At 74.0% G+C, this 21,764-nt stretch carries 12 protein-coding genes; 7 read left to right on the top strand and 5 right to left on the bottom strand.

Annotated elements, in window-relative coordinates; genetic code table 11:
• Window positions 1–467: 467 nt before the first annotated feature.
• Complete coding sequence (locus OO63_RS32320; RefSeq protein WP_030362703.1) at window positions 468–1,016, bottom strand: MarR family winged helix-turn-helix transcriptional regulator; 549 nt, start codon at window positions 1,014–1,016, stop codon at window positions 468–470.
• A 115-nt stretch (window positions 1,017–1,131) separates the two neighbouring features.
• Here OO63_RS32320 and OO63_RS32325 point away from each other — a divergent pair, with 115 nt between their 5' ends.
• Window positions 1,132–2,406, top strand: coding sequence for an MFS transporter (locus OO63_RS32325; protein ID WP_030362704.1), 1,275 nt, complete (start codon window positions 1,132–1,134; stop codon window positions 2,404–2,406).
• Between the two features lie 24 nt (window positions 2,407–2,430).
• On the opposite strand, the gene OO63_RS32330 is transcribed toward OO63_RS32325, so the two are convergent.
• Window positions 2,431–4,101: an ATP-binding SpoIIE family protein phosphatase gene (locus OO63_RS32330; RefSeq protein ID WP_030362705.1), complete on the bottom strand. Its 1,671-nt coding sequence runs from the start codon at window positions 4,099–4,101 to the stop codon at window positions 2,431–2,433.
• Between the two features lie 251 nt (window positions 4,102–4,352).
• Complete coding sequence (locus tag OO63_RS32335; protein WP_030362706.1) at window positions 4,353–5,711, bottom strand: NAD(P)/FAD-dependent oxidoreductase; 1,359 nt, start codon at window positions 5,709–5,711, stop codon at window positions 4,353–4,355.
• Window positions 5,712–6,083: 372 nt separating this feature from the next.
• Between OO63_RS32335 and OO63_RS32340 the strand changes: the two genes are divergently transcribed.
• On the top strand, window positions 6,084–6,893 hold the full coding sequence (locus OO63_RS32340; RefSeq protein ID WP_030362707.1) for a TetR/AcrR family transcriptional regulator: 810 nt from the start codon (window positions 6,084–6,086) through the stop codon (window positions 6,891–6,893).
• Window positions 6,894–7,123: 230 nt separating this feature from the next.
• Window positions 7,124–9,211, top strand: a complete 2,088-nt coding sequence (locus OO63_RS32345) for a sigma-70 family RNA polymerase sigma factor (protein WP_030362708.1) — start codon at window positions 7,124–7,126, stop codon at window positions 9,209–9,211.
• Between the two features lie 207 nt (window positions 9,212–9,418).
• Here OO63_RS32345 and OO63_RS32350 read toward each other — a convergent pair whose 3' ends face one another.
• Both OO63_RS32350 and OO63_RS32355 read right to left on the bottom strand, forming a co-directional pair.
• Entirely contained in the window at window positions 9,419–12,844 is a 3,426-nt protein-coding gene (locus OO63_RS32350) for an AfsR/SARP family transcriptional regulator (protein ID WP_030362709.1), read from the bottom strand.
• Between the two features lie 645 nt (window positions 12,845–13,489).
• Window positions 13,490–15,589 (bottom strand): asparagine synthase-related protein, encoded by a 2,100-nt coding sequence (locus tag OO63_RS32355; RefSeq protein ID WP_030362710.1) that lies wholly within the window; start codon window positions 15,587–15,589, stop codon window positions 13,490–13,492.
• A gap of 836 nt (window positions 15,590–16,425) precedes the next feature.
• Between OO63_RS32355 and OO63_RS32360 the strand changes: the two genes are divergently transcribed.
• From OO63_RS32360 to OO63_RS32375, 4 genes are all read left to right on the top strand, one after another.
• Window positions 16,426–17,880: an NsdA family TPR-like regulatory protein gene (locus OO63_RS32360; protein ID WP_030362711.1), complete on the top strand. Its 1,455-nt coding sequence runs from the start codon at window positions 16,426–16,428 to the stop codon at window positions 17,878–17,880.
• A 129-nt stretch (window positions 17,881–18,009) separates the two neighbouring features.
• A complete protein-coding gene (gene lhgO / locus OO63_RS32365) occupies window positions 18,010–19,215 on the top strand; it encodes an L-2-hydroxyglutarate oxidase (RefSeq protein WP_030362712.1) in 1,206 nt (401 codons plus the stop codon).
• Between the two features lie 233 nt (window positions 19,216–19,448).
• A complete protein-coding gene (gene trmB / locus OO63_RS32370; protein ID WP_078619499.1) occupies window positions 19,449–20,330 on the top strand; it encodes a tRNA (guanosine(46)-N7)-methyltransferase TrmB in 882 nt (293 codons plus the stop codon).
• 59 nt (window positions 20,331–20,389) lie between these two features.
• Window positions 20,390–21,757, top strand: coding sequence for a PrsW family intramembrane metalloprotease (locus tag OO63_RS32375; protein ID WP_030362714.1), 1,368 nt, complete (start codon window positions 20,390–20,392; stop codon window positions 21,755–21,757).
• The last annotated feature ends 7 nt before the right edge of the window (window positions 21,758–21,764 follow it).

Raw genomic sequence — 21,764 nt, forward strand, 5'->3', positions numbered from 1 at the left:
TCCGGGCGCTTCCCTTCGGTGTTTCTTTTGTTCTTGCGTTTCCGACTCTATCAGATCTTTCCGGCTTCCCGTTCCGATCCGATTTCCTCGGTGCTTTCCGGCCTTTCGGCCTTCCGGCGGTGTTGACTCTATCAGATCCTTTCGGGCCTGATTCCCAGTCAACCGGGTTTGCCCTCGCGGCTGTTGGGCCGTTCCGACGTCTCAAACTTTAGCGGATTCTCCCGGCAGTTCCTAATCGGGCCGTTTCCGGCCGCGACAAGATCAGGGAAATGAATTCGGGCGTGCCGAAATCATCCCCGGAGGGAGATCGTGCAGGTGGTTTGAGTGGCCGCGTGAGCGGCGGGAGTTGCTGTCGCAGAACCGTTACAGCTCGGCGGCAACCCGAAGTACCTTACGGATCGGGCAGACGACTGTCAACCTGCGCCGGTCGGAGGCTCAGCACCCCTCTGTAGAGAGGGAGCCGAGGGTCAGTCGAGGTCGGTGAGGCGGCCGCCCGCGTCCGGCTGGGCGTGCTCGACCCGGCGCAGGAGTCGCGTGAGGACCTCGCCGAGTACGCCGCGCTCCACGGGGGTGAGGTCCTGGAGGAGGTCGTCCTCGAAGACCGTGGCGAGGCGCATCGCCTCCAGCCACTTCTCCCTGCCCTCCGCGGTCAGCTCGACGATGACGCGCACCCGGTTGTTCTCGTCGCGCTCGCGGGTGACGAGGCCTTCGCTGACCATGCGGTCGATCCGGTGGGTCATCGCGGCGGGCGTGAGGCCGAGGCGCTTGGCCAGGTCGCCGGGTCCCATTTGGTACGGGGCGCCGGACAGGACCAGGGCCTTGAGGACCTCCCACTCGGCGTTGCTGATGCCGAGCGTCGCGGTCTGGCGGCCGTAGGCGACGTTCATACGGCGGTTGAGGCGGCCGAGGGCCGAGACGATCTTCTCGACCTGGGGGTCGAGGCCCTGGAACTCCCGCTGGTAGGCGGCGATCTGCTCTTCGAGTGTCGGCTCTGTGGGGCCGGGGGTATCGCCCATGGCCGCAGTATGGCACGGGGTCGCTTGCCGTCGAAGTCCTTCGGTGTGTATTGTTTAGCTCCTAACTTTAGCTTCGAAGTCTTCAGTCCTAAGGCAGGTGAAAGTGAACAAGGCGATGGGCGCTGCGATGGGCCGGATCCACGTGGGCAACGCGCTGAGTGCGTTCGGTCTGGGTTTTACCGTCCCCTTCTTGTACGTGTACGTGGCGCAGGTCCGGGACCTGGGCGCGGTGACCGCGGGCCTCGTGCTCGCCGCGTTCGCCGTGGCCGCGCTGATCGTGCTGCCCTTCTCGGGCCGCGCGATCGACCGGCGCGGGCCCCTGCCCGTGCTCGTCGTCGCCCTGTCCACCGCCGCAGTCGGCGCGCTCAGCCTGGGCCTGTCCTCCAGCGCGCCGTTCGTGCTGCTCTCGGCCGGTGCGCTCGGCGCCGGTCAGGCCGTGATGCAGCCGGCGCTCGCCACGATGATCGTGGAGTGCTCCACACCGGGCACCCGCTCCCGCGCCTTCGCCACGCAGTTCTTCCTGCAGAACCTGGGCCTCGGCATCGGCGGCCTCATCGGCGGCCAGATCGTGAAGCACGAGCGGCCCAGTGACTTCACGCTGCTCTTCGCCATCGAGACCGTGATCTTCCTGGTGCTCATCGGCATCATGCTGACGGCCCGGATACCCCGCTCGGCGCGCATCGCCGACGCCACCCCCCAGGCCGGCGGCACCATCAGGGACGTATTCCGCAACCGCGTGATGCTGCAGCTGTGCGTCCTCGGCTTCGTGCTGTTCTTCGCCTGCTACGGCCAGTTCGAGTCGGGCCTCTCGGCGTACGGCGTCGAGGCCGCGGGGATATCCCCGTCCACGCTCGGCATCGCCCTGGCCGCCAACACCGGCGCCATCGTGATCGCACAGTTCGCGGTGCTGCGGTTCGTCGAGCGCCGCAAGCGCTCGCAGGTGATCGCCGCCGTCGGCCTCATCTGGGCCGTGGCCTGGATAGCCGCCGGGTACGCAGGGCTCGGGCACGGCAGCCAGGCCATGGCGACCGCCGCGTTCATCTCGACGTACGCGCTCTTCGGGATCGGCGAGACGATGCTCGCGCCGACCGTCGCGCCGCTGGTCGCCGACCTCGCGCCGGAGTCCATGGTCGGGCGGTACAACTCCGCTTTCGCGCTGGTCAAGCAGCTCGCGCTCGCGGTCGGCCCGGCCGTGGGCGGGCCCATGGGCGCCACGCTGCACGCTCCGTACATCGTGACGTTCCTGCTTTTCTCGCTCGGCATCACGGTGCTCGGGCTGCGCCTCGGCCGGCACCTCAGCCCGGCGCAGAACCACCCGCACCTGCAGAAGAGCCGCGTGGTGGCGCAGGGCGCTCCGGACGCCCCGGAGGCCGTGACCGCCCACTCCTAGGAGTGGGGTCCGCGGAAGCGCGGGCTAGGTCCGCGGGAGCGCGAACTCGCACCAGACCGCCTTGCCGCCCCCGGGCGTGCGCCGTGAGCCCCAGTTCGAGGCGATCGTGGCGACGATGGCGATGCCCCGGCCCGCCTCGTCGGCGGGCTCGGCGCGGCGGCGGCGCGGCAGGTGGTCGTCGCCGTCGGTGACCTCGATGATCAGGCGGCGGTCGGTGCGGCGCAGCCGAAGCCGCATCGGCGGGGTGCCGTGCTGCAGGGAGTTCGCGACGAGCTCGCTGGCCGCGAGGACGCCCAGGTCGTGCAGCTCGGGCGGGAAACGCCAACTGGCGAGGACGCCGGTGGCGAAGGCCCGCGCGCGGGGCGCGGCCTCCACCCCGCCGAGGAGCTCCAGGGCGGCGTTGCGGAACAGGTCCGCGTGCACACCCGTGCGGGCGGGCTGCTGCAGGACGAGGACCGCCACGTCGTCGTCGTGGTCGGCGGTCACGCCCAGGGCGCGGATCAGGCGGTCGCACACCACCTGGGGCGTGCCGGTCGCCCCGGCCAGGGCGCGCTCCAGGGCGGCGACGCCCTCGTCGATGTCCTCGCTGCGGCGCTCGACCAGGCCGTCGGTGTAGAGCACGGCCGTGGAGCCGGGGCCGAGCGGCAGGGAGCCGGAGGCGTGCAGCCAGCCGCCGGTGCCCAGCGGCGGGCCCGTCGGCTCGTCCGCGCGGTGGATCGTGCCGTTCTCGTCCCGCACGAGGATCGGCAGATGGCCCGCCGAGGCGTACGCGAGGCTGCCCTCGTTCGGGTCGTGCACCGCGTACACACACGTCGCGATCTGGCTGGCGTCGATCTCCGAGGCGAGGCCGTCGAGGAGCTGAAGCACCTCGTGCGGCGGCAGGTCGAGGCGGGCGTACGCGCGCACGGCCGTGCGCAGCTGGCCCATGACGGCCGCCGCGCGCACCCCGCGGCCCATGACGTCGCCGATGACCAGGGCGGTGCGGCCGCCGCCGAGGGTGATCACGTCGTACCAGTCGCCGCCGACCGCCGCGTCCGTTCCGCCCGGTTGGTACGTGGCGGCGATGCGCAGGTCGTCGGGCTGCTCCAACTCCTGGGGCAGCAGTGAGCGTTGCAGCGTCACGGCCGTCTCGCGCTGGGTGCGCTCGCTGGCACGCAGGCGTTCGGCGGCCTCTGCGTGGTCGGTGACGTCGGCGGCGAAGACGAGCACACCGCCGGAGCCGTCGCCCGCGGGACCGCCGAGCGACAGCGACACCGGCGTGCACGTGAAGGTGTAGGACCGGCCGCCGGGCGCCTTGCGGGACTTGACCGTGCGCGGCTTGGCGCTGCGCAGGACCTGGTCCAGGAGCGGAAGCAGGCCGACCTCGTCCAGCTCGGGCAGCGCCTCGCGCGCGGGGGCGCCCACGGGGCGAGCGCCGAACGCCGTGGTGTACGCGTCGTTGACGTACGCGATGCGGTGGTCCGGACCGTGCACGAGGGCGACGAGGGCCGGGATGCGGTCGAGGACCTCACGGGCCGGGAGTTCGTCGACCCCGGCGGGCGTGTCCGCGAGGCTCCGCGCGTCCGCGAGGCGCTCGGCCCGGGCCGCGGGGACGGAGCTCTCGCCCAGCTGTGCCGGGGAACCGCCGGCTTTGGTGCGCGCCGCGGCGCGGCGCTGTGTTCCGGGGAGCCGGGCGCTCCAGCGCGTGAAGTTCACTGCGGTAGGCCTCGTGGTGTCGCTTCTGGATCGGGCGGGGGTGAGCGGCCGGGGGTCCGGCCGGTGGCGCGGCGGCTGTCGGCGCCGCCTCCCGGGAAGACACAGCATGGCGTGGAGCGGACGATTTCTCTTGGGTGTGCCCGTCGTGGGTGTGCCCGCCCATCATGGTCACACGTCCAGTCTGGCCGACGGGACTGACATCCGTCAGACGCCGGACCCGCCCGGGGAGTTCCTGTCGGAGGTCTCGGGTGTCATCGGGACTCCTTCGGGCGCTCGCCCCCGGCTGCGAGTTCGAACTCCGCACGCGGGTGCTCGAGCGACCCCAGGGAGACGATCTCGCGTTTGAACAGGCCGGACAGGATCCATTCGGCGAGCACGCGGGACTTGCGGTTGAGGGTGGGCACCCGGCTGAGGTGGTAGACGCGGTGCATGAACCAGGCAGGGTAGCCCTTCAGCTTGCGTCCGTAGACGTGTGCGACGCCTTTGTGCAGCCCCAGGGACGCCACCGAGCCGACGTACTTGTGCGCGTACTCCTTGAGGGGCTGCTTGCGCACGCTCGCGGCGATGTTGTCGCCGAGGACCTTGGCCTGGCGCACGGCGTGCTGCGCGTTGGGCGCGCACTCCTTGCCGGGCTCGTCTGCGGTGACGTCGGGGACGGCGGCGGCGTCGCCCGCGCCCCACGCGTGCGGCGCGCCGTCGACGGCCAGCTCGGCGGTGCACTTCAGGCGGCCGCGGTCGGTCAGGGGCAGGTCGGTGGCGGCGAGCAGGGGGTGCGGTTTGACGCCCGCGGTCCACACGACGGTGCGGGTGGGGAAGCGGGCGCCGTCGTCGAGCACGGCGACCCGGTCCTCGCAGGAGTCCAGGCGGGTCTCCAGGCGTACGTCGATATTGCGTTTGCGCAGCTGGCTGACCGTGTACTTGCCCATCTCCGCGCCGACCTCGGGCAGGATCCGCCCGGACGCCTCGACGAGGATCCACTTCATGTCCTCGGCCTTGACGTTGTGGTAGTACCGCGCGGCGTAGCGGGCCATGTCCTCCAGCTCGCCGAGTGCCTCCACGCCCGCGTAACCGCCGCCCACGAAGACGAAGGTCAGGGCGGCGTCGCGGACGGCGGGGTCGCGGGTGGAGGAGGCGATGTCCATCTGCTCGATGACGTGGTTGCGCAGCCCGATGGCCTCCTCGACGGTCTTGAAGCCGATGCCGTAGTCGGCGAGGCCGGGGACCGGCAGGGTGCGGGAGATCGAGCCGGGCGCGAGGACCAGTTCGTCGTACGTGATGTCGAGGGGTCCCGCGCCCTCCTCCACGGTGGCGAGCGTGGTGAACGACGCGGTGCGCTTGGCGTGGTCGACGGAGCGCACCTCGCCGACGATCACCCGGCATTTGTCGAGAACACGGCGCAGCGGTACGACGACGTGGCGCGGTGAGATCGAACCGGCCGCCGCCTCGGGCAGGAACGGCTGATACGTCATATAGGGATCCGGCGAGATCACGACGATCTCCACCGCGCCCCGCTTGAGCTCCGGCTTCAGTTTCCGCTGGAGGTGCAGCGCGGTGTACATCCCGACGTAGCCACCACCGACAACGAGAATGCGCACAGGTTCCGTCACCATCCCATGACGCACCCGCACTTCGTGTTTGTCCACAGGCTCGACAATTTGTATGACAGGAAGTCGCCGTCGGGGCCGCGCCGCCCGGCCGCCGGGGCTGATGGAATGTGCGCAGGTCAGAGGGTGCCGGCCGGGTGGTGTCGTGGGGGGCAATCGGGTGGGAAACGGTGCGTACTCCGATCGGGGGGCTCTCTGTGCGGAACCCACCTCTTCTGAATTGACTCTGGCTCAACTATGTTCGTGTGACGTCGGGGTGTCGGGGGATGCGCTCGTCGGGTCCGGTTTGCCGGACTCGTGGAGGAGCTTCGCCCGCACGCCGGTCATCGATGGCGGGGAGTGTCTCCGGGGGGAGACGTCATTACCGGGGGAACGTATATGCACATTCAGGACTCTCACTGGACTTCCGCGACCGCGTCGGCAGCTGCCGTCGCCACCGGCGGAAACAGCCGCGATCTGGCAGACGGAGCGCGTTCGACACCACTGCGCGTGGACGCGCAGCGGAATCTCGAACACGTGCTGCGCGCGGCGCGTGAGGTATTCGGAGAGCTGGGGTACGGCGCGCCGATGGAGGACGTGGCTCGCCGCGCCCGCGTCGGTGTGGGCACGGTCTATCGCCGCTTCCCCAGCAAGGACGTACTGGTGCGACGGATAGCCGAGGAGGAGACCTCCCGGCTGACGGAACAGGCCCGGGCGGCGCTCGGCCAGGAGGACGAGCCGTGGTCGGCGCTCTCGCGCTTCCTGCGGACGTCGGTGGCTTCGGGCGCGGGGCGGCTGCTGCCGCCGCAGGTGCTGCGGGTGCAGACGGACGCCGAGGGCGTCGAGGCCACCGCGGGTGCGACGGGAGCGGCGAGCCCCGCCGGGACGGTCGGCTCGGCGGAGGCCCGGGTGCCGCAGCAGCGGCAGGTGACGTCGCTGTCCGCGCCCGATCTGCGGCTCGTGGAGCAGCGGCCGGCGCCGGCGGTGGAGAGTGACGACGCCGGAGCGGCGGCGCTGCTCGAGGTCGTCGGCCGGCTCGTGGAGCGGGCGCGGGCGGCCGGTGAGCTGCGCGCGGACGTGACCGTGTCGGACGTGCTGCTCGTGATAGCCACGGCGGCGCCCTCGCTGCCGGACGCCGCGCAGCAGGCGGCGGCCTCGTCGCGGCTGCTCGACATCCTGCTCGAGGGGCTTCGGTCCCGGCCCGCATAGCCGTTCACGTGGGACATTCGGGCCCTGACGAGCCCTGACGCGCCCAGAATGCTCAACTCCCGTACTGTGCACGGGAGTTGAGCATTCCCCGAATGAGTGAACGCTAGTGCTCCATTGCGGGAACTCGCCCCGGACGGGTGGTTGCTCGTCTTCGCTATTCGATGGAGCGCGGCCGTGTGGCACTCTTGCCCGGTGTTCGGGTCCGAGTGTGCATGCGGAGGCGTTCCGCGATGAGTGTTGACGGGCGGGACGAGCCCACCCCCGGTGGGGGTGAGTCGAGCGGGCTTCCTCCCCGGCAGGTGCCGAACCAAGGCGGTCCCGGTGGCAGTGGTGGGACCGGGGGCTCCGACGCCGCGGGAGGTCCCGCGCGCGGTGGCTCCGGTGCGGCCGGGGCGGCCGGGCCCGATCCCAGTGTGCCGACGCAGCGGGAGCGCGGCTCGGAGGGAGCTCCGGGAGGCGGCCCTCCGTCCGGTGAGCCCGCCGGCGGCGCAGGCCCCGGTTCCGCCGGGGGCACGGAGTCCGTGCTGCCCCCTCCCCGCACCGGCCCCGACGTCCCGCCGTCCGACGCCGACCTCATCGAGCGCATGCGCGCGGGCGACGACTCCGCCTACGCCGAGCTGTACCGCAGACATGCCGAATCGGTACGCCGCTACGCCCGCACCTGCTGCCGCGACGCCCACACCGCCGACGACCTCACCGCCGAAGTGTTCGCCCGGATGCTGGGAGCCGTGCGCTCGGGGTCCGGCCCCGAGCACGCGGTGCGCGCCTATCTCCTGACCACGGTCCGGCGCGTCGCGGCCGGATGGACGAAGTCCGCGAAACGGGAGCAACTGGTCGACGACTTCGCGGTCTTCGCCGCGCAGGCCGCCCGGGGCTCCGAAGTCTCCGACGACACGGGGTCCCTGGGTTCCTTCGGAGCGGGGACGGACCTCGGTGCGGACGTGCGCGCCATGCACGAGGCCGAGCAGTCTCTGGCCATGCAGGCGTTCCGCAGCCTGCCCGAGCGCTGGCAGGCCGTCCTGTGGCACACGGAGGTCGAGGACGAGTCCCCGAGCGAGGTCGCCACCCTCTTCGGCCTGGACGCCAACGGCACCCGCGTGCTCGCGAGCCGCGCCCGCGAAGGCCTCAAGCAGGCCTACCTCCAGGCCCATGTGAGCGCCACGCGCACCGAGAGCGAGGAGTGCGCGCGCTACGCCGACCGGCTCGGCGCCTACGCCCGCGGCGGTCTGCGCACCCGTGCCGAGCGCGGACTGCGCAAGCATCTGGAGGAGTGCGCGGACTGCCGGGTCGCCGCCGGGCAGATCAAGGAAGTCGCGAGCAGCATCCCTGCCGTCGTGCCGATCGCCGTCATCGGCTGGTTCGGTGCCGCCGGGTACGCGAAGGTCGCCGCCCTCGTCGGCGGCGGCGTCGCGGGCGCGGGTGCGGCGGGGGCCGCCGGGGCCGCGGCGGGCGGGGCCGGTTCGGCCGGGGCCGGGGGCGCGGCAGCGTCCGAGGGGCTCGGCGCGCCCGCGAAGGCCGGGATCGCGGCGGGTGTCGTGGTCGCGGCCGGAGTCGCCGTGGCCATCGCGCTCGCCGGTGACCCCAAGCCCAAGGAGGACCCGCCGAAGGCGAAGGCGCCGGTCTCCGCGCCCGTCGTACCGCGCGATCCGCCGCCGCCCCCCAAGCCCGAGCCCAAGCCGGAGCCCCCCGCTCCGAAGCCCAAGCCGCCCCCACCGCCGAAGCCGACGCCGAAACCCACCCCCAAGCCGACGCCGAAGCCGACCCCGAAGCCGAAGCCGCCCCCGGAGAAGCCCAAGCCCAAGCCGCCCCCGCCGCCCAAGCCGACGCCCACACCGCCCAAGCCGACGCCGAAGCCGCCACCCCCGCCACCGCCGCCGCCCGCGCCGCGGGTGTTCCAGTGGAACCAGCTGGAGTACGGCCTCAACGGCGACGGCACCAAGCCCGAGATGCGGCTCGGCGAGAGCAGTTGGGTGTGGCAGCGCTGGGGCATGTCCATCGCCGACAAGCACTACGGCCACGGCGTCACCGTCCACGGCCGCTCCTCGGTCACCATCGACCTGAACCGCAAGTGCTCCGCCTACGAGGCGCTCGTCGGCGTGGACGACATGACGATGGGCCTGGGCAAGGTGCGCTTCTCCGTGTACGGCGACGGGGTGCCGCTGTGGCGCTCCCCGATGATCAAGGGCGGCGACGCGGCGGTGCCCGTGCGGGTCGGCCTGACCGGCCGCAAGACGATCCGCCTGGTCGTCGAGCCCCACACGCCGTTCTCGTCGACGGCCCTGGCGGACTGGGCGCAGTCACGGCTGTCCTGCATCTGAGCCGACGGCAGCAGCTGCGTGGCTACGGCAGCAACTGGGTGGCTACGGCAGCAGCTGGGTGGCTGAGGGGGCGCTCGCACCCGAGGTGCCGGACGGCGGTGCAGTCAGTGCGGCGACGCGGTCGGTGAGCCGACGTCGGGGTGCGCGGTGGGCGAGCCGACAGCGGAGTGCGCGGTGGGCGAGCCGACGGCGGAGTGATGGCGCGGGTCAGTCGGACGTGGCCGCCAGGTTCTCCTGAGCCTCGGTCATCGTCATCTCGCGGCCCGCGGTGCTCTCCCGCTCATAGGCCGCGTCCCCCAGCGCCGCGCGGGCCGACGCGGCCGCGCGCTCGGCCTCGACCCGGTCCGGCATGGGGCGTTCGTACCCGCCACGCCAGTGGGCGGCGAAGGCCAGGAGGCGGGCCGCGCGGTTGTGGTCGCCGGCCTGGGACTTGAGCACGGCGGCGGCGTCCACCAGGCCCGCGACGACCATCTCCGAACAGCGGCTGCGCAGGGCTTCCGGCAGCACCTCGGCGAGGACGGCGAGCCCGGCGCCGGGACCGGACTCGGCCGCCGTGATCCTGGCGTCCACACCGCCGAGGCCCGCGGCGAACTGGGGCGGCAGCGTGCCGCGCTCGGACGCCGCGCGGGACTCCTCCCACAGGGTGCGGGCCCGCGCCACGTCGCCGTCGTGCAGCGCCATCTCGGCGCTCATGAGGCGGACGAAGGCACGGGAGTCCATGACCCCGTACTGATCACCGGCGGTGTTGGCCTCCTCCAGGCCCTTCACGGCGAGGGCGGCGTCACCCGAGCGGTAGGCGATCTCCGCGAGGCGGGCGATCAGGAAGGGCGCCTCGGCGTACGCGCCGACCTCGTAGGCGAGCCGCAGCGCCTCCTCGTACTCCTGCCGGGCCTGTTCGTGGCGGCTGCGGGCCATCGCCGCCTCGCCCGCCGCGCTGCACACCTGCGCGCGCAGCCACCGGTCGCCCACCCGTCTGCTCAGCTCACGCAGCTCCGCCAGGTCGTCGTCGACGCCGCCCAGGCTGCCCTGCCGGTCGACGCTCGTGTGCACCCGGAACATCAGCGTGATCGCGACCTCCCAGTCGCCGCCGAAGCGGCGGCAGTTGGTGACCGCCACGTCCAGATACCGCAGGATGTCCGCGCCCCAGCCCGGGGAGTCGCCGGAGTAGAGCGTGAACGGCCACACCAGGCCGGGGAACCGGCCGCTCTCGGGCACAGGCCGGGTGAACACCTCCCGCACCCGCAGGACGTAGTCCTCCTCCACGCCGCCGTCGAGCAGCTCCGCGGGCCTGGACTCCACCGTCAGGAACAGATGCAGCATCCGCAGGTTCATGCGGGGCCAGAAGGCCGGGGCGTCCTCGTCCGCGAGGTCGGCGGCCAGGCCCGCGGCGCCCGCGGTGAACGACGAGAGGCCCGCCCCGGACTCCTCGGTGCCCGGCGGCAGCGTCAGGGCAAGGGCGCGGCCGACCCACTGCGTGCCCTCCGTGCGGTAGTTCCGCAGCCACCAGAACCAGCCGAGGCCCAGGGCCAGCGCCGTGGCCGACTCCTCGTCGCGGGACTCCAGGGAGCGCTGCAGGGCCGCGCGGAGATTGTCCAGCTCGGTCTCCAGGCGGTGGATCCAGGGCAGTTGCTCGGCGGAGCGGAGCAGCGGCTCGGCCGTCTCGACCAGCGCGCGGAAGTACGCGCTGTGCCGCCGCTCGGCCTCGGCGCGCAGCTCGGGGGTCTCGGCGGCGCGCTCCGTCGCGTACTCGTGAATGGTCTCCAGGAGGCGATAGCGCATCCCCGGGCGCGCGCCGTCGGCTCGTCCGCCCTCCCCGGCCGCGTCGTACGCGTCCGCGACGACCAGGGACTTGTCGACGAGCGCGCCGACGAGGTCCGCGGCCGATCCGGAGCAGACCGCCTCGGCGGCCTCCAGGTCCCAGCCGCCGGCGAAGACGGACACCTCGCGCAGGACCGTGCGCTCGGCGGCGTCGAGCAGGTCCCAGGACCAGTCGACGACCGCCCGCAGGGTCTGCTGGCGGGGCAGGACCGTGCGGGCGCCGCTCGTCAGGAGGCGGAAGCGGTCGTCGAGCCGGTCGGCGATCTGGCGGGGAATGAGCAGCCGCAGGCGGGCGGCGGCCAGCTCGATCGCCAGCGGCAGGCCGTCGAGGCGGCGGCAGATCTCCGCCACCGAATCCGCGTCCCCGGCGGCGTCGAAGCCGGGGCGCACGGCCTCCGCCCGCTCGGCGAACAGGCGGTGCGCCGGGTCGGGCGGGAGCGGCTCGACCGGGCGCACGCACTCGCCCGGCACGCCCAGGGGTTCGCGGCTGGTCGCGACGATGGTGAGCCCCGGGCAGCGGGTGAGCAGGGTCTCCGCCAACTCGGCGGCGGCGCCGATCACATGCTCGCAGTTGTCAAGGATCAGGAGCAGGCTGCGCGGGGCGCAGTACTCGACGAGCAGGGCGAGCGGGTCGCCGTGCGACATCGTCAGCTCACTGGTCATCAGCGCGGTCTCGCGCAGGCCGAGCGCGCTGACGACCGCTCCGGGCACCGCCTCCGGTCGGTCGAGCGGGGCGAGCTCGGCCAGCCACGCGCTCGGATGCCCGGCGGCGGCTTCCTCGGCGAGGCGGGTCTTCCCGGAGCCGCCCGGTCCCGTGAGCGTGACCAGACGTGCCCTCTGCATGTCCGAACGGATGGCCCCGAGCTCCGGTTCCCGCCCCACGAAGGAAGTCAGCCGGGGTCGGAGATTTCCCTGACGTTCGGTGGGGGGACGGGGAGTTGAGGAGGGCGTGGTGCCGGTGGGGAGCTTGCTGTCCGTGGGGCGCGTCGGTCGGGGCGCGGCCTCGTTCGGCGCGTCGGCCCGCGCCTTGCCCTGCGCCTCCCCCGCCCCCCTCAGCTCCCCCGGCTCCCCCGGCTCCCCCGGCTTCGACGGCTTCGACGGTTCGGCCAGCAACTGTGCGTGCAGGGCGCGCAGTTCCGGACCCGGGTCCGTGCCGAGGCCCTCGGCGAGGGTCCGGCGGGCGTCCTCGTACGCGGCGAGGGCGTCGGCGCCGCGGCCCGCGCCGCGCAGGGCGCGGATGAGGAGGGCGCGCAGGGCCTCGTCGTACGGCTGGTCGGTGGTCAGCGCCTTCAGCTCCGGTACGACGTCCGGGGCGTGGCCGAGCAGCAGGTCCGCCTCGACCCGGGCGCGGGTGGCCTCCTGGCGGCGCGCCTCCGGGCGGGTGGCCGCCGTCCGGTCGGGGAGGTCGGCGAGGGCCGGGCCGTGCCACAGGGCGAGGGCCTCGCGCAGGACGCGGGCGGCTGTCGCCGGGTCGTCGCGGGCCAGGGCGGTGGTGCCCTCGCGGGTCAGGCGCTCGAAGCGGTGCAGGTCGACTGCGTCGGGTGGGGTGATGAGGCGGTAGCCGCCGGGCCCTGAGGCGATGGTGTCCCGGCCGAGGGCCCTGCGGAGGCGGCCCACGAGGGCCTGGAGGGCGGCGGGGGCGTCCGCCGGTGGGGTGTCCGCCCAGATGTCGTCGATGAGGGTCTCGACGGGGGTCGTGCGGTCGGCCCTCAGGGCCAGGGCCGCGAGCAGCGAGCGCAGGCGCGGGCCCCCTACGGGCAGGGGTGCCCCGTGGTCGTCGTGCGCCTGCGTGGCGCCCAGGATCTGGTACCGCACTGGGTCATTGTGGCCGGTGGGGGCGATCGCGTCGCGGGGATTGCTGGCGGGGGCGCCCTGGGGGGTGGGGTTCGCCGGGGCGGCGGGGGTTGCACGGGGGTGGCGCCGCCGGGGTGGGGGTGCCCTTCCCTTGCCGTCGTGGCGCCGTCGCACGGGGGCGTGGCCCTCCCCCGACGTCACGGCGCCGTGGAACTGAGCTGCGCCCACCCTCCCCCAAACTCTCGGCTTCGCTCGAGCAGGGGGCACCCCCATCGCCCTCTGGGCGGACCAGCTGCCCACAGCAGGGGGCGGACAGCAGGCACCGGCTGCCTGCGGGCGCAACGGCAGCCCGGGCCGCAGGGCCGCGCGGCAGGCGGCAGGCCGCAGGCGGCAGGCCGCAGGCGGCAGGCCGCAGGCGGCAGGCCGCAGGCGGCAGGCCGCAGGCGGCAGGGCCCAGGCGCCACCCACTCAGCCCCGCGACGCCTGACCGGCCGTCGTGGCACCGGTGCGCACGACCCGGCCGGAGAGTCTGCCGGGGTGGCCCATGTCCCGGCCCGAGGGGGGTTGTTCCGGCGAACGGGCGGGCGGGTGGGAGGGATCCGCCGCGCAGCGGCGGTGCAGGCAAGGGCCACCCCGGGGCCCCACCCCGCCTCCCAGGCACAGCGCCTAGCGCCCCGCGCCGAGCGCCCCCCGCTGCGGCACCACGGACCCCGTCGGGACGGCGCGCTGGCGGGCCGGGGTGCCGGTCCAGCAGGTGCCGCGGCGGGAGAGGAGGCGGCGGAGCCAGATCTCGGTGGAGACGAGGTCGGCGAGGCCGTCGAGCGGCAGGGGTTCGCCGTCGGCCGCCGCCCGCAGGGCCTTGCGGACGACGCGGGCCTCGACGAGCCCGGCCTGGGCGAGCAGCGGCGTGTCGAAGAGGTCGACGAGGTCGTGCACGGCGACCCGCAGGCCGGTGCGGGCGGCGGCGGCCGCGGAGGCGTGCGAGGGGGCGCCCCAGCCGGGCGGGAGCTCGGTGACCCCGGCGCCTTCGAGAACGCTGCGCAGGATCGCGGCCCGCGCCCCGGGCCGCACCCGCAGGGACTCCGGCAGCGCCCGACACGCGCGTACGACCTGGTTGTCAAGGAACGGCGCGTGCAGCCGCTGGAAGCGGACCTCGGCGGCCTGCTCAAGGACGCGCAGGTCGGCGGCGTGCCGGAACAGCGCCGCACGCGCGCGGAACTCGCCGGGCCGCTGCCCGGGCCCGGGTCCCGGCCGCGTCGCCGTCTCCTGGAGGCGAACCGATACTTCTGCGAGGGCCTCACCGGTCAGCCAGCGCGCGGCCGGCCCCGGTCTGGCCCAGGCCAGGGCGGCGAGCGAGGCGCCCACCGCTCCGCCGGGCTCCTCGAAGTGGCGGTGGAGCAGGCGGTCGGCGAGCGACTGCACGCCCGCGCGGTGCGTCGTACGGGCGAGCTTGCGGGCGGCGCCGTACACGCGCGCGGGGACCATGACGGAGCCCTCGGCCTTGGCGAGGGCGGTGACGGGCCGCACCAGGTGCCGTCGTTTGCGGTCCATCAACAGGTCGGCCAGGCGCGCCGGATGGGCGTCGAGGACCTGCCGCGCGCCGTAGCCGGTGAAGTGGTCGGCGCTGCCCGCGGCGAGCCGCGCGCGGTGGCGCTGGGAGCTGACGATGACGGCGCTCGGCTCGTCGGTGAGCGGCCCGTCCAGGTCGGCGTACGGCAGCGCCTCCTCGCCCGCCGCGACGACGACGTGGTGCAGCCGGGGGTTGGCGGCGATGGCGCCCGCGCGCTCCAGCTCGGCCTCGCGGCCGCCGGAGACGAGGTCGTTGAAGGTGACGGCGAGGAGCCGCTCCCCGGCGCCGGTGCCGTGTCCGAGGACCGTGCCGGGCATCCCGGGAAGACCGGCGGCAAGGAGGGCGAGGGTTCCCGAAGCGGGCCCTCCGGAGAGGTCGGCTCCGATGCCGGGCACGGGCATGCCGCGCGCGGCCCGCCGCTCGGCGGGCCCCATGCCGGGCACGGGCCCGGGGTCGATGTCCGTGCCGGGGACGTGCCGTGGCGCGCGCAGACGCGCGCGTACCGCCTCGACGAGGGCGTCCCTGACCCCGCCGAGCGCACCCGCCTCGTCGGCCGCGGGCGCCGCGACGGCGAGCGAGGCGACGGGTTCGTACCCGGCGATCTCCCGTGCGCCCGCGCGGAGGATGAGCGCATGCCCGGGGGGCACGCGGCGCACGTCCTGGTACGGGGTGGAGTCCTGGAGCGCCTCCGGGACGTCGGGGGCCGCGAGCAGCGCCGCGAGGTGTCCGATGTCCAGGTTGGCCTCGATGAGGTCGGCGAGGGGCAGCGCGGCCGTGGCGTAGGCCGTGCCGCCCGCCCAGGGGGTGAAGAACACGGGCCGCGCGCCCGCGAGGTCACCGGCGATCATCACGCGGCGGCCGACCTGGACGACGGCGGTGTAACTGCCGGGCCAGGCCGTGAGGTGCCGCAGGGCGCCGCCGCGCGCGGCGAACAGGCTGACCCGCAGCTCCTCGTCGCTGGCGCCGCAGGTGCCGAGCACCGCGATGCGGGTCCGGTCGTCGGCCTTCACCGTGCGCACCTCGTCGGCGCGCCAGTCACCCACCGCCCACAGCGGGTCCGGGTCGCCCCAGAGTAGTTGGGACCCCACGGGGTGCAGCGTCTCGCCGTCGGCACCGGTGGCACCCGCCGTGCCGACGGCGGCAGCGCCCACGGGGGGTCCAGTGGTGGTACTGCTCCACCCCACCAACCACCGCATCGCCGCCTCCACAGGCTGTGGACGGCCAGTGCGCCCAGGAACTGATCCGGCACGCATGGCACGCATCCGGAACCGATCCGCGACTGGTCCGCCCGAGTACGGAAACCGGGGGCGGGGGGCCGAGGACGGCACCAGTGCGCCCGGGAACCGAGGGACCGGGGTCCCATGCTGCCACGAAGGAGGCGCGCGGGAGTGCCTGCGGCGGCGCTCACACCGGCGCGAACGCGCCCTGGGCGTTCGGTCGTTGAGGCGGCAACGGCACCGACAAGGGGACGTGGGGCGGCTTGAGCCCACTTTCGAGGGGTCGATTTTCGGCCAATTCAGCCATGGCCGAACACGCTCGACCGCCCCCCGGCGCGCCGCGACATCCACGCACAGCCCGGGAGGCGGTGTGCGCCTCCCGGACCGGTCCGCCGCCCGCGGGGATGGAGGCGGCGGTGTCCCCCAGCCCACTGACTCCAGCGCAGCGGGCCGACCCACGCACCCACCATGGAAGCGCTCCCCACATGGCCGGAGAAGAGCGCACACATAGGCGCACGGCCACACACCCGGAGCGCGCGGCGACACACCCGCACTCCCGTACGGACAACAATCTCGCCATACGGAACTGCGCCTCTTAACGCTTGGGATCCGCGGAACTACGCTGGGTGTGCTGATGTTTTCGCGGAGGCATATACCTGGGGGCTCGGCCAAGTGCTCTTGCGGCCGGGGATCGGGGCCGCGGCGCACGACACGCCGACGGGCCGGGCACCCAGTCGCTGTCCCCCGGGGGAACACAGCACGAATGCCGTGCGGTCAAGCCACTGCCCGGCAGCCGTCTGTGTCGAGGGGTGGCCATGTCCAGGGAGCAACGCGGGCCGAATGAGAAGCTCGGCACCGTTCTCGCCCTCGCGGGAATCAGCAACGCGGGACTCGCCCGCAGAGTCAACGACCTCGGCGCGCAACGCGGTCTGACGCTTCGTTACGACAAGACCTCGGTGGCGCGCTGGGTGTCCAAGGGCATGGTGCCGCAGGGCGCCGCCCCGCACCTCATCGCCGCCGCCATCGGGCAGAAGCTCGGCCGCCCCGTGCCGCTGCACGAGATCGGCCTCGCCGACGCGGACCCGGCCCCCGAGGTGGGCCTCGCCTTCCCGCGCGACGTGGGCGCCGCCGTGAAGTCGGCCACCGAGCTGTACCGCCTGGACCTGGCGGGACGCAGGACCGGCGGCGGCATCTGGCAGTCCCTGGCCGGCTCCTTCGCGGTCAGCGCGTACGCCACGCCCGCCTCCCGCTGGCTGATAACCCCGGCCGACAGCTCCGTCGCCCGTGACGCCTCGCACGCCTCGCTCGACGGGGCGCCCGACGCGGCCCACCAGGACGACGGCGGACCGCCGATGAAGGTCGGCCACAGCGACGTCCTGAAACTGCGCGAGGCGGCCGAGGACGCGCGCCGCTGGGACTCCAAGTACGGCGGCGGGGACTGGCGTTCCTCCATGGTCCCCGAGTGCCTGCGCGTCGAGGCGGCGCCCCTGCTCCTCGGTTCGTACTCCGACGAGGTGGGACGCGCCCTCTTCGGAGCCAGCGCCGAACTGACCCGGCTCGCCGGCTGGATGGCCTTCGACACCGGCCAGCAGGAGGCCGCCCAGCGGTATTACATCCAGGCGCTGCGGCTCGCCCGCGCGGCCGCCGACGTGCCCCTCGGGGGCTACGTCCTCGCATCCATGTCCCTCCAGGCGACGTACCGGGGCTTCGGGGACGAGGGCGTGGACCTGGCGCAGGCCGCGCTCGAACGCAACAGGGGCCTCGCGACCGCGCGCACCATGAGCTTCTTCCGGCTCGTGGAGGCACGCGCGCACGCGCGCGCCAATGACGCGCCCGCCGCCGGGGCCGCCCTGCGGGCCGCCGAGGGCTGGCTGGAGCGCGCCAGGGACGGCGACAACGACCCCTCCTGGCTCGGCTTCTACGGCTACGACCGCTTCGCCGCGGACGCCGCCGAGTGCTACCGCGACCTGAAGGCGCCCCGCCAGGTGCGCCGCTTCACCGAGCAGGCGCTGTCGCGGCCCACCGAGGAGTTCGTGCGCTCGCACGGCTTACGGCTCGTGGTGTCGGCCGTCGCCGAGCTGGAGTCGGGCAACCTCGACGCCGCCTGCGAGCAGGGGGTGCGAGCCGTGGAGGTCGCCGGAAGGATCTCGTCCGCGCGGACCACGGAGTACGTGAAGGACCTGCTGCACCGCCTGGAGCCGTACGGCGACGAGCCCCGGGTGGTGGAGCTGCGGGAACGGGCGCGGCCGCTGCTCGTCGCTCCCGCGTAGCCCGGAGCACCGGGCCGGGGCCCGCGGCCGGATCGCCCGCCGCGGGCACGGACGTGCTCCGGCTCTCCCCGATCGCAGGTTTGGCGGGGATGTCAGTGGCGCAAGGCAGTATCGGGGGTGGGAGGTGCGATGGGGCGAGGTGCTGTGGCGTACGACTGTGACGTGCTCGTGGTCGGGGGTGGGATCGTCGGGCTCGCGGCGGCGTATGCCCTGACCCGGGCGGCGCCCGGCACGCGGGTCACCGTCCTGGAGAAGGAGCGCGGCCCCGCCCGCCACCAGACCGGGCGCAACAGCGGCGTCATCCACAGCGGGATCTACTACCGCCCCGGCTCCCTCAAGGCGCGGTACGCCGTGCGGGGCGCCGCCGAGATGGTCAAGTTCTGCGCGGAGTACGGCATCCCGCACGAGGTCACCGGCAAGCTCATCGTCGCCACCGACCGCGCCGAGCTGCCCCGCCTGCACGCCCTCGTCCAGCGCGGCCGGGAGAACGGCATCCCGGTCCGCGAGCTGGGCCCCGCCCAGATCGCGGAGTACGAGCCGTGTGTGGAGGGCCTCGCCGCCATCCACGTCGGCACCACCGGGATATGCGACTACGGCGCCGTCGCCGCCCAGCTGGCCCGCGCCTCCGGCGTCGAGGTGCGCTACGGCGCGGAGGTCGTGCGGATCGACCGGCGCGCCGACCTCGGCGTCGCCGTGCGCACCGCCGCCGGGGACGTCGTGCGCGGCAAGGTCCTCGTGAACTGCGCCGGGCTCCACTGCGACCGGATCGCCCGGCTCACCGGCGACGACCCCGGCATGCGCATCGTGCCCTTCCGGGGCGAGTACTTCACGCTCGCCCGGCCCGGGCTGGTGCGGGGCCTCGTCTACCCCGTGCCCGACCCCGCCTTCCCCTTCCTCGGCGTCCACCTCACGCGCGGCGTCGACGGCGGGGTGCACGTCGGGCCCAACGCGGTGCCCGCGCTCGCCCGCGAGGGGTACGGCTGGTCGGTCGTCCGGCCCCGGGAGGTCGCCGGGACGCTCGCCTGGCCGGGGGCCTGGCGGATGGCCCGGGAGCACTGGCGGTACGGGGCCGGGGAGCTGCGGCGGTCGCTGTCCAAGGGGGCCTTCACCGACGCCGTGCGGCGGCTCCTTCCCGCCGTGCGGGCCGAGGATCTGTTGCCCGCTGCGGCTGGGGTGCGGGCGCAGGCCGTGCTGCGGGACGGGTCGCTCGCCGACGACTTCCTCATCCGGGAGGGGCCCCGTGCCGTCCACATCCTCAACGCGCCCTCGCCCGCGGCGACGGCGTCGTTGCCGATCGGGCGGGAGGTGGCGCGGCGGGTGCTTGACGCGCTGTGAGCGGTTGCCTCGCGGGTGCGCCCCAGTCCCGCCCCTTCCCGAAACCGGGGGCTGCCGCCCCCTGGACCCCCGCTGATCGGCGCTCCGCGCCTCGTCCTCAATCGCCGGACGGGCTAGATATAGCCCCTCCGGCGTTTGAGGAGCGGGGGTCTGGGGGCGGAGCCCCCAGTTTCGGGAAGGGGCGGGACTGGGGCGCCCCCGCGAAGGCCCACCCCCGGTAAAATCGCCCCACTGTGTCTGAGAATCCCCGCCCGAAGGGCACCCCCCGCTTCCCCGACGGACCCGCGCCCGACCCGACCGGGTCGAGGTTCGAGCGGCGGATCCGCAGCTTCACGCCGCGCCGCAGCCGCGTCACCACCGCCCAGGGCGACGCCCTGCGCAGGCTCTGGCCCCAGTGGGGCCTGGACATCGACGGCAAGGAAGTCCTGGACCTGGACGCACTGTTCGCGGCGGACGACCAGGGCGGTGAGCACGCCGACCGAAGCACCCCCGTCGTCCTGGAGATCGGCTTCGGCATGGGCGAGGCCACCGCCCAGATGGCCGCCGCCGACCCCGGCACCCGCATCCTCGCCGTGGACGTGCACACCCCGGGCCAGGGCAACCTGCTGAATCTCGCGGAGCGGAACGGGCTGTCCAACATTCGGGTCGCCAACGGCGATGCGGTGATCCTGCTGACGGAGATGCTCGCCCCGGAGGCCCTGGACGGCGTCCGCGTGTACTTCCCGGACCCGTGGCCGAAGGCCCGGCACAACAAGCGCCGCCTGATCCAGCCGGAGTTCCTGAGCCTGCTCGCACCCCGCCTGAAGCCGGGCGGCCTGCTGCACTGCGCGACGGACTGGGAGCCGTACGCGGAGCACATGCTGGAGGTGCTCACCGCGCATCCGGACTTCGAGAACGTGCAGGAGGACGGCGGGTACGCGCCGCGGCCCGACTTCCGTCCGCAGACCCGCTTCGAGGGCCAGGGCCTGCGCAAGGGACATGTCGTCCACGACCTCCTGTTCCGCCGCGCCGCCACCCTCGCGGAGCAGCCCGGGACCGCCCCGGCGGAGCAGCCGCAGCCCGCCCCGCAGGACCCGGCGGGGCCGCCCGCCCCCGAGGACCCGCCCCGCTCCTGAGGCCCCCGGGCCCCGAGGCACCATCGCGGTCCGCCGCAACCCTCGTTACTGTCAAAGCCGTGGCCACCAGTCCCGCGTACCCGACGAACCCGGCAGCCGCCGGGCCCGCCGGAGCACCCGGATCCCGGCATCCGCGCTGGTGGCAGCGGCGGGCCATCCGGGCGGCCGCGCCGGTCACGCTGCTTGCCCTGTCCGGTCTGGTGATCCTCGCGCTGGTGCGTCAGCAGACCGGCACCGAGGGGTTCCTGGTGGGCCTCGGCCTCGCCACGCTGCCGGTGCCGCTGCTCGTCGCCGCGTTCCGGTGGCTGGACCGGGTGGCGCCCGGACCATGGCGGAACCTGCTGTTCGCCTTCGCCTGGGGCGCCTGCGCGGCCGCGCTGATAGCGATCGTCGCGAACAGTTTCGCGACCCGCTGGATAGCCACCGCGACCGCCGACCCGACGAGCGCCGACACCCTAGGCGCGACCGTGATCGCCCCGATCGTCGAGGAGACCGCGAAGGCGGCGGCCGTGCTGCTCGTCTTCCTCTTCCGCAGAACGGACTTCACCGGGGTCGTCGACGGCTTCGTCATAGCGGGCGTCACCGCGACCGGTTTCGCCTTCACCGAGAACATCCTCTATCTCGGCAACGCCTTCGGCACCGACCAGCTCAGCGGCGAGACCGGCCTCGCGTCGGTGACGGCCGCGACGTTCTTCGTCCGGGTCGTGATGTCGCCGTTCGCGCATCCCCTGTTCACCGTGCTCACCGGCATCGGCTTCGGGATCGCCGCCCTCAGCGGCGAGCGGCACACGGTGCGGCGGATACTCCTGCCCATCGCCGGGCTGCTGCTCGCCATGGGCCTGCACGCCTTCTGGAACGGCTCGGCGAGCTTCGGCGAGTACGGCTTCTTCGTCGTGTACGCCACGTTCATGCTGCCTCTGTTCGGGCTGCTGTGCTGGCTCGCCGTCTGGCTGCGCCAGCGCGAGCTGCGGCTCGTGCGCGCCGAGCTGCCCGCCTATGTGGCGGCGGGCTGGCTGACCGCGGCCGAGCCGTTCGCGCTCGGCTCGATGTCCGCGCGGAACCTCGCCCGCGACTACGCCGCGCACCACCTGGGCCGCCCTGGCGGGCGGACCGTCGTCGCGTACGAGACGTACGCGACGACGCTGGCGCTCCTTCGGCACCGGGCGGGCCGGGGCCGGGCCCGCGCCGACTTCGCCGTCCGGGAGCGGGAGCTGCTCGACGCGCTGTGGGAGCGCCGCGAGGTGGTCCGCCCGGCGCTCGCGTACGCGGCGCGGGTGACGGCGCCGGTCGTGGTGCCGCTGCCGTACACCGCGTACGGGCCGCCGTACATGCCGTACGCCGTGTACGGCCGGCCGCCCCACATCCGCGCCGCGCCGTACGGAACGCCCGGCCCCACCTACCCCTCGTACAACCCCTACCGCACCTGACACACGG

The organism is Streptomyces alboflavus, assembly GCF_000716675.1.
Taxonomy (GTDB): Bacteria; Actinomycetota; Actinomycetes; order Streptomycetales; family Streptomycetaceae; genus Streptomyces; species Streptomyces alboflavus.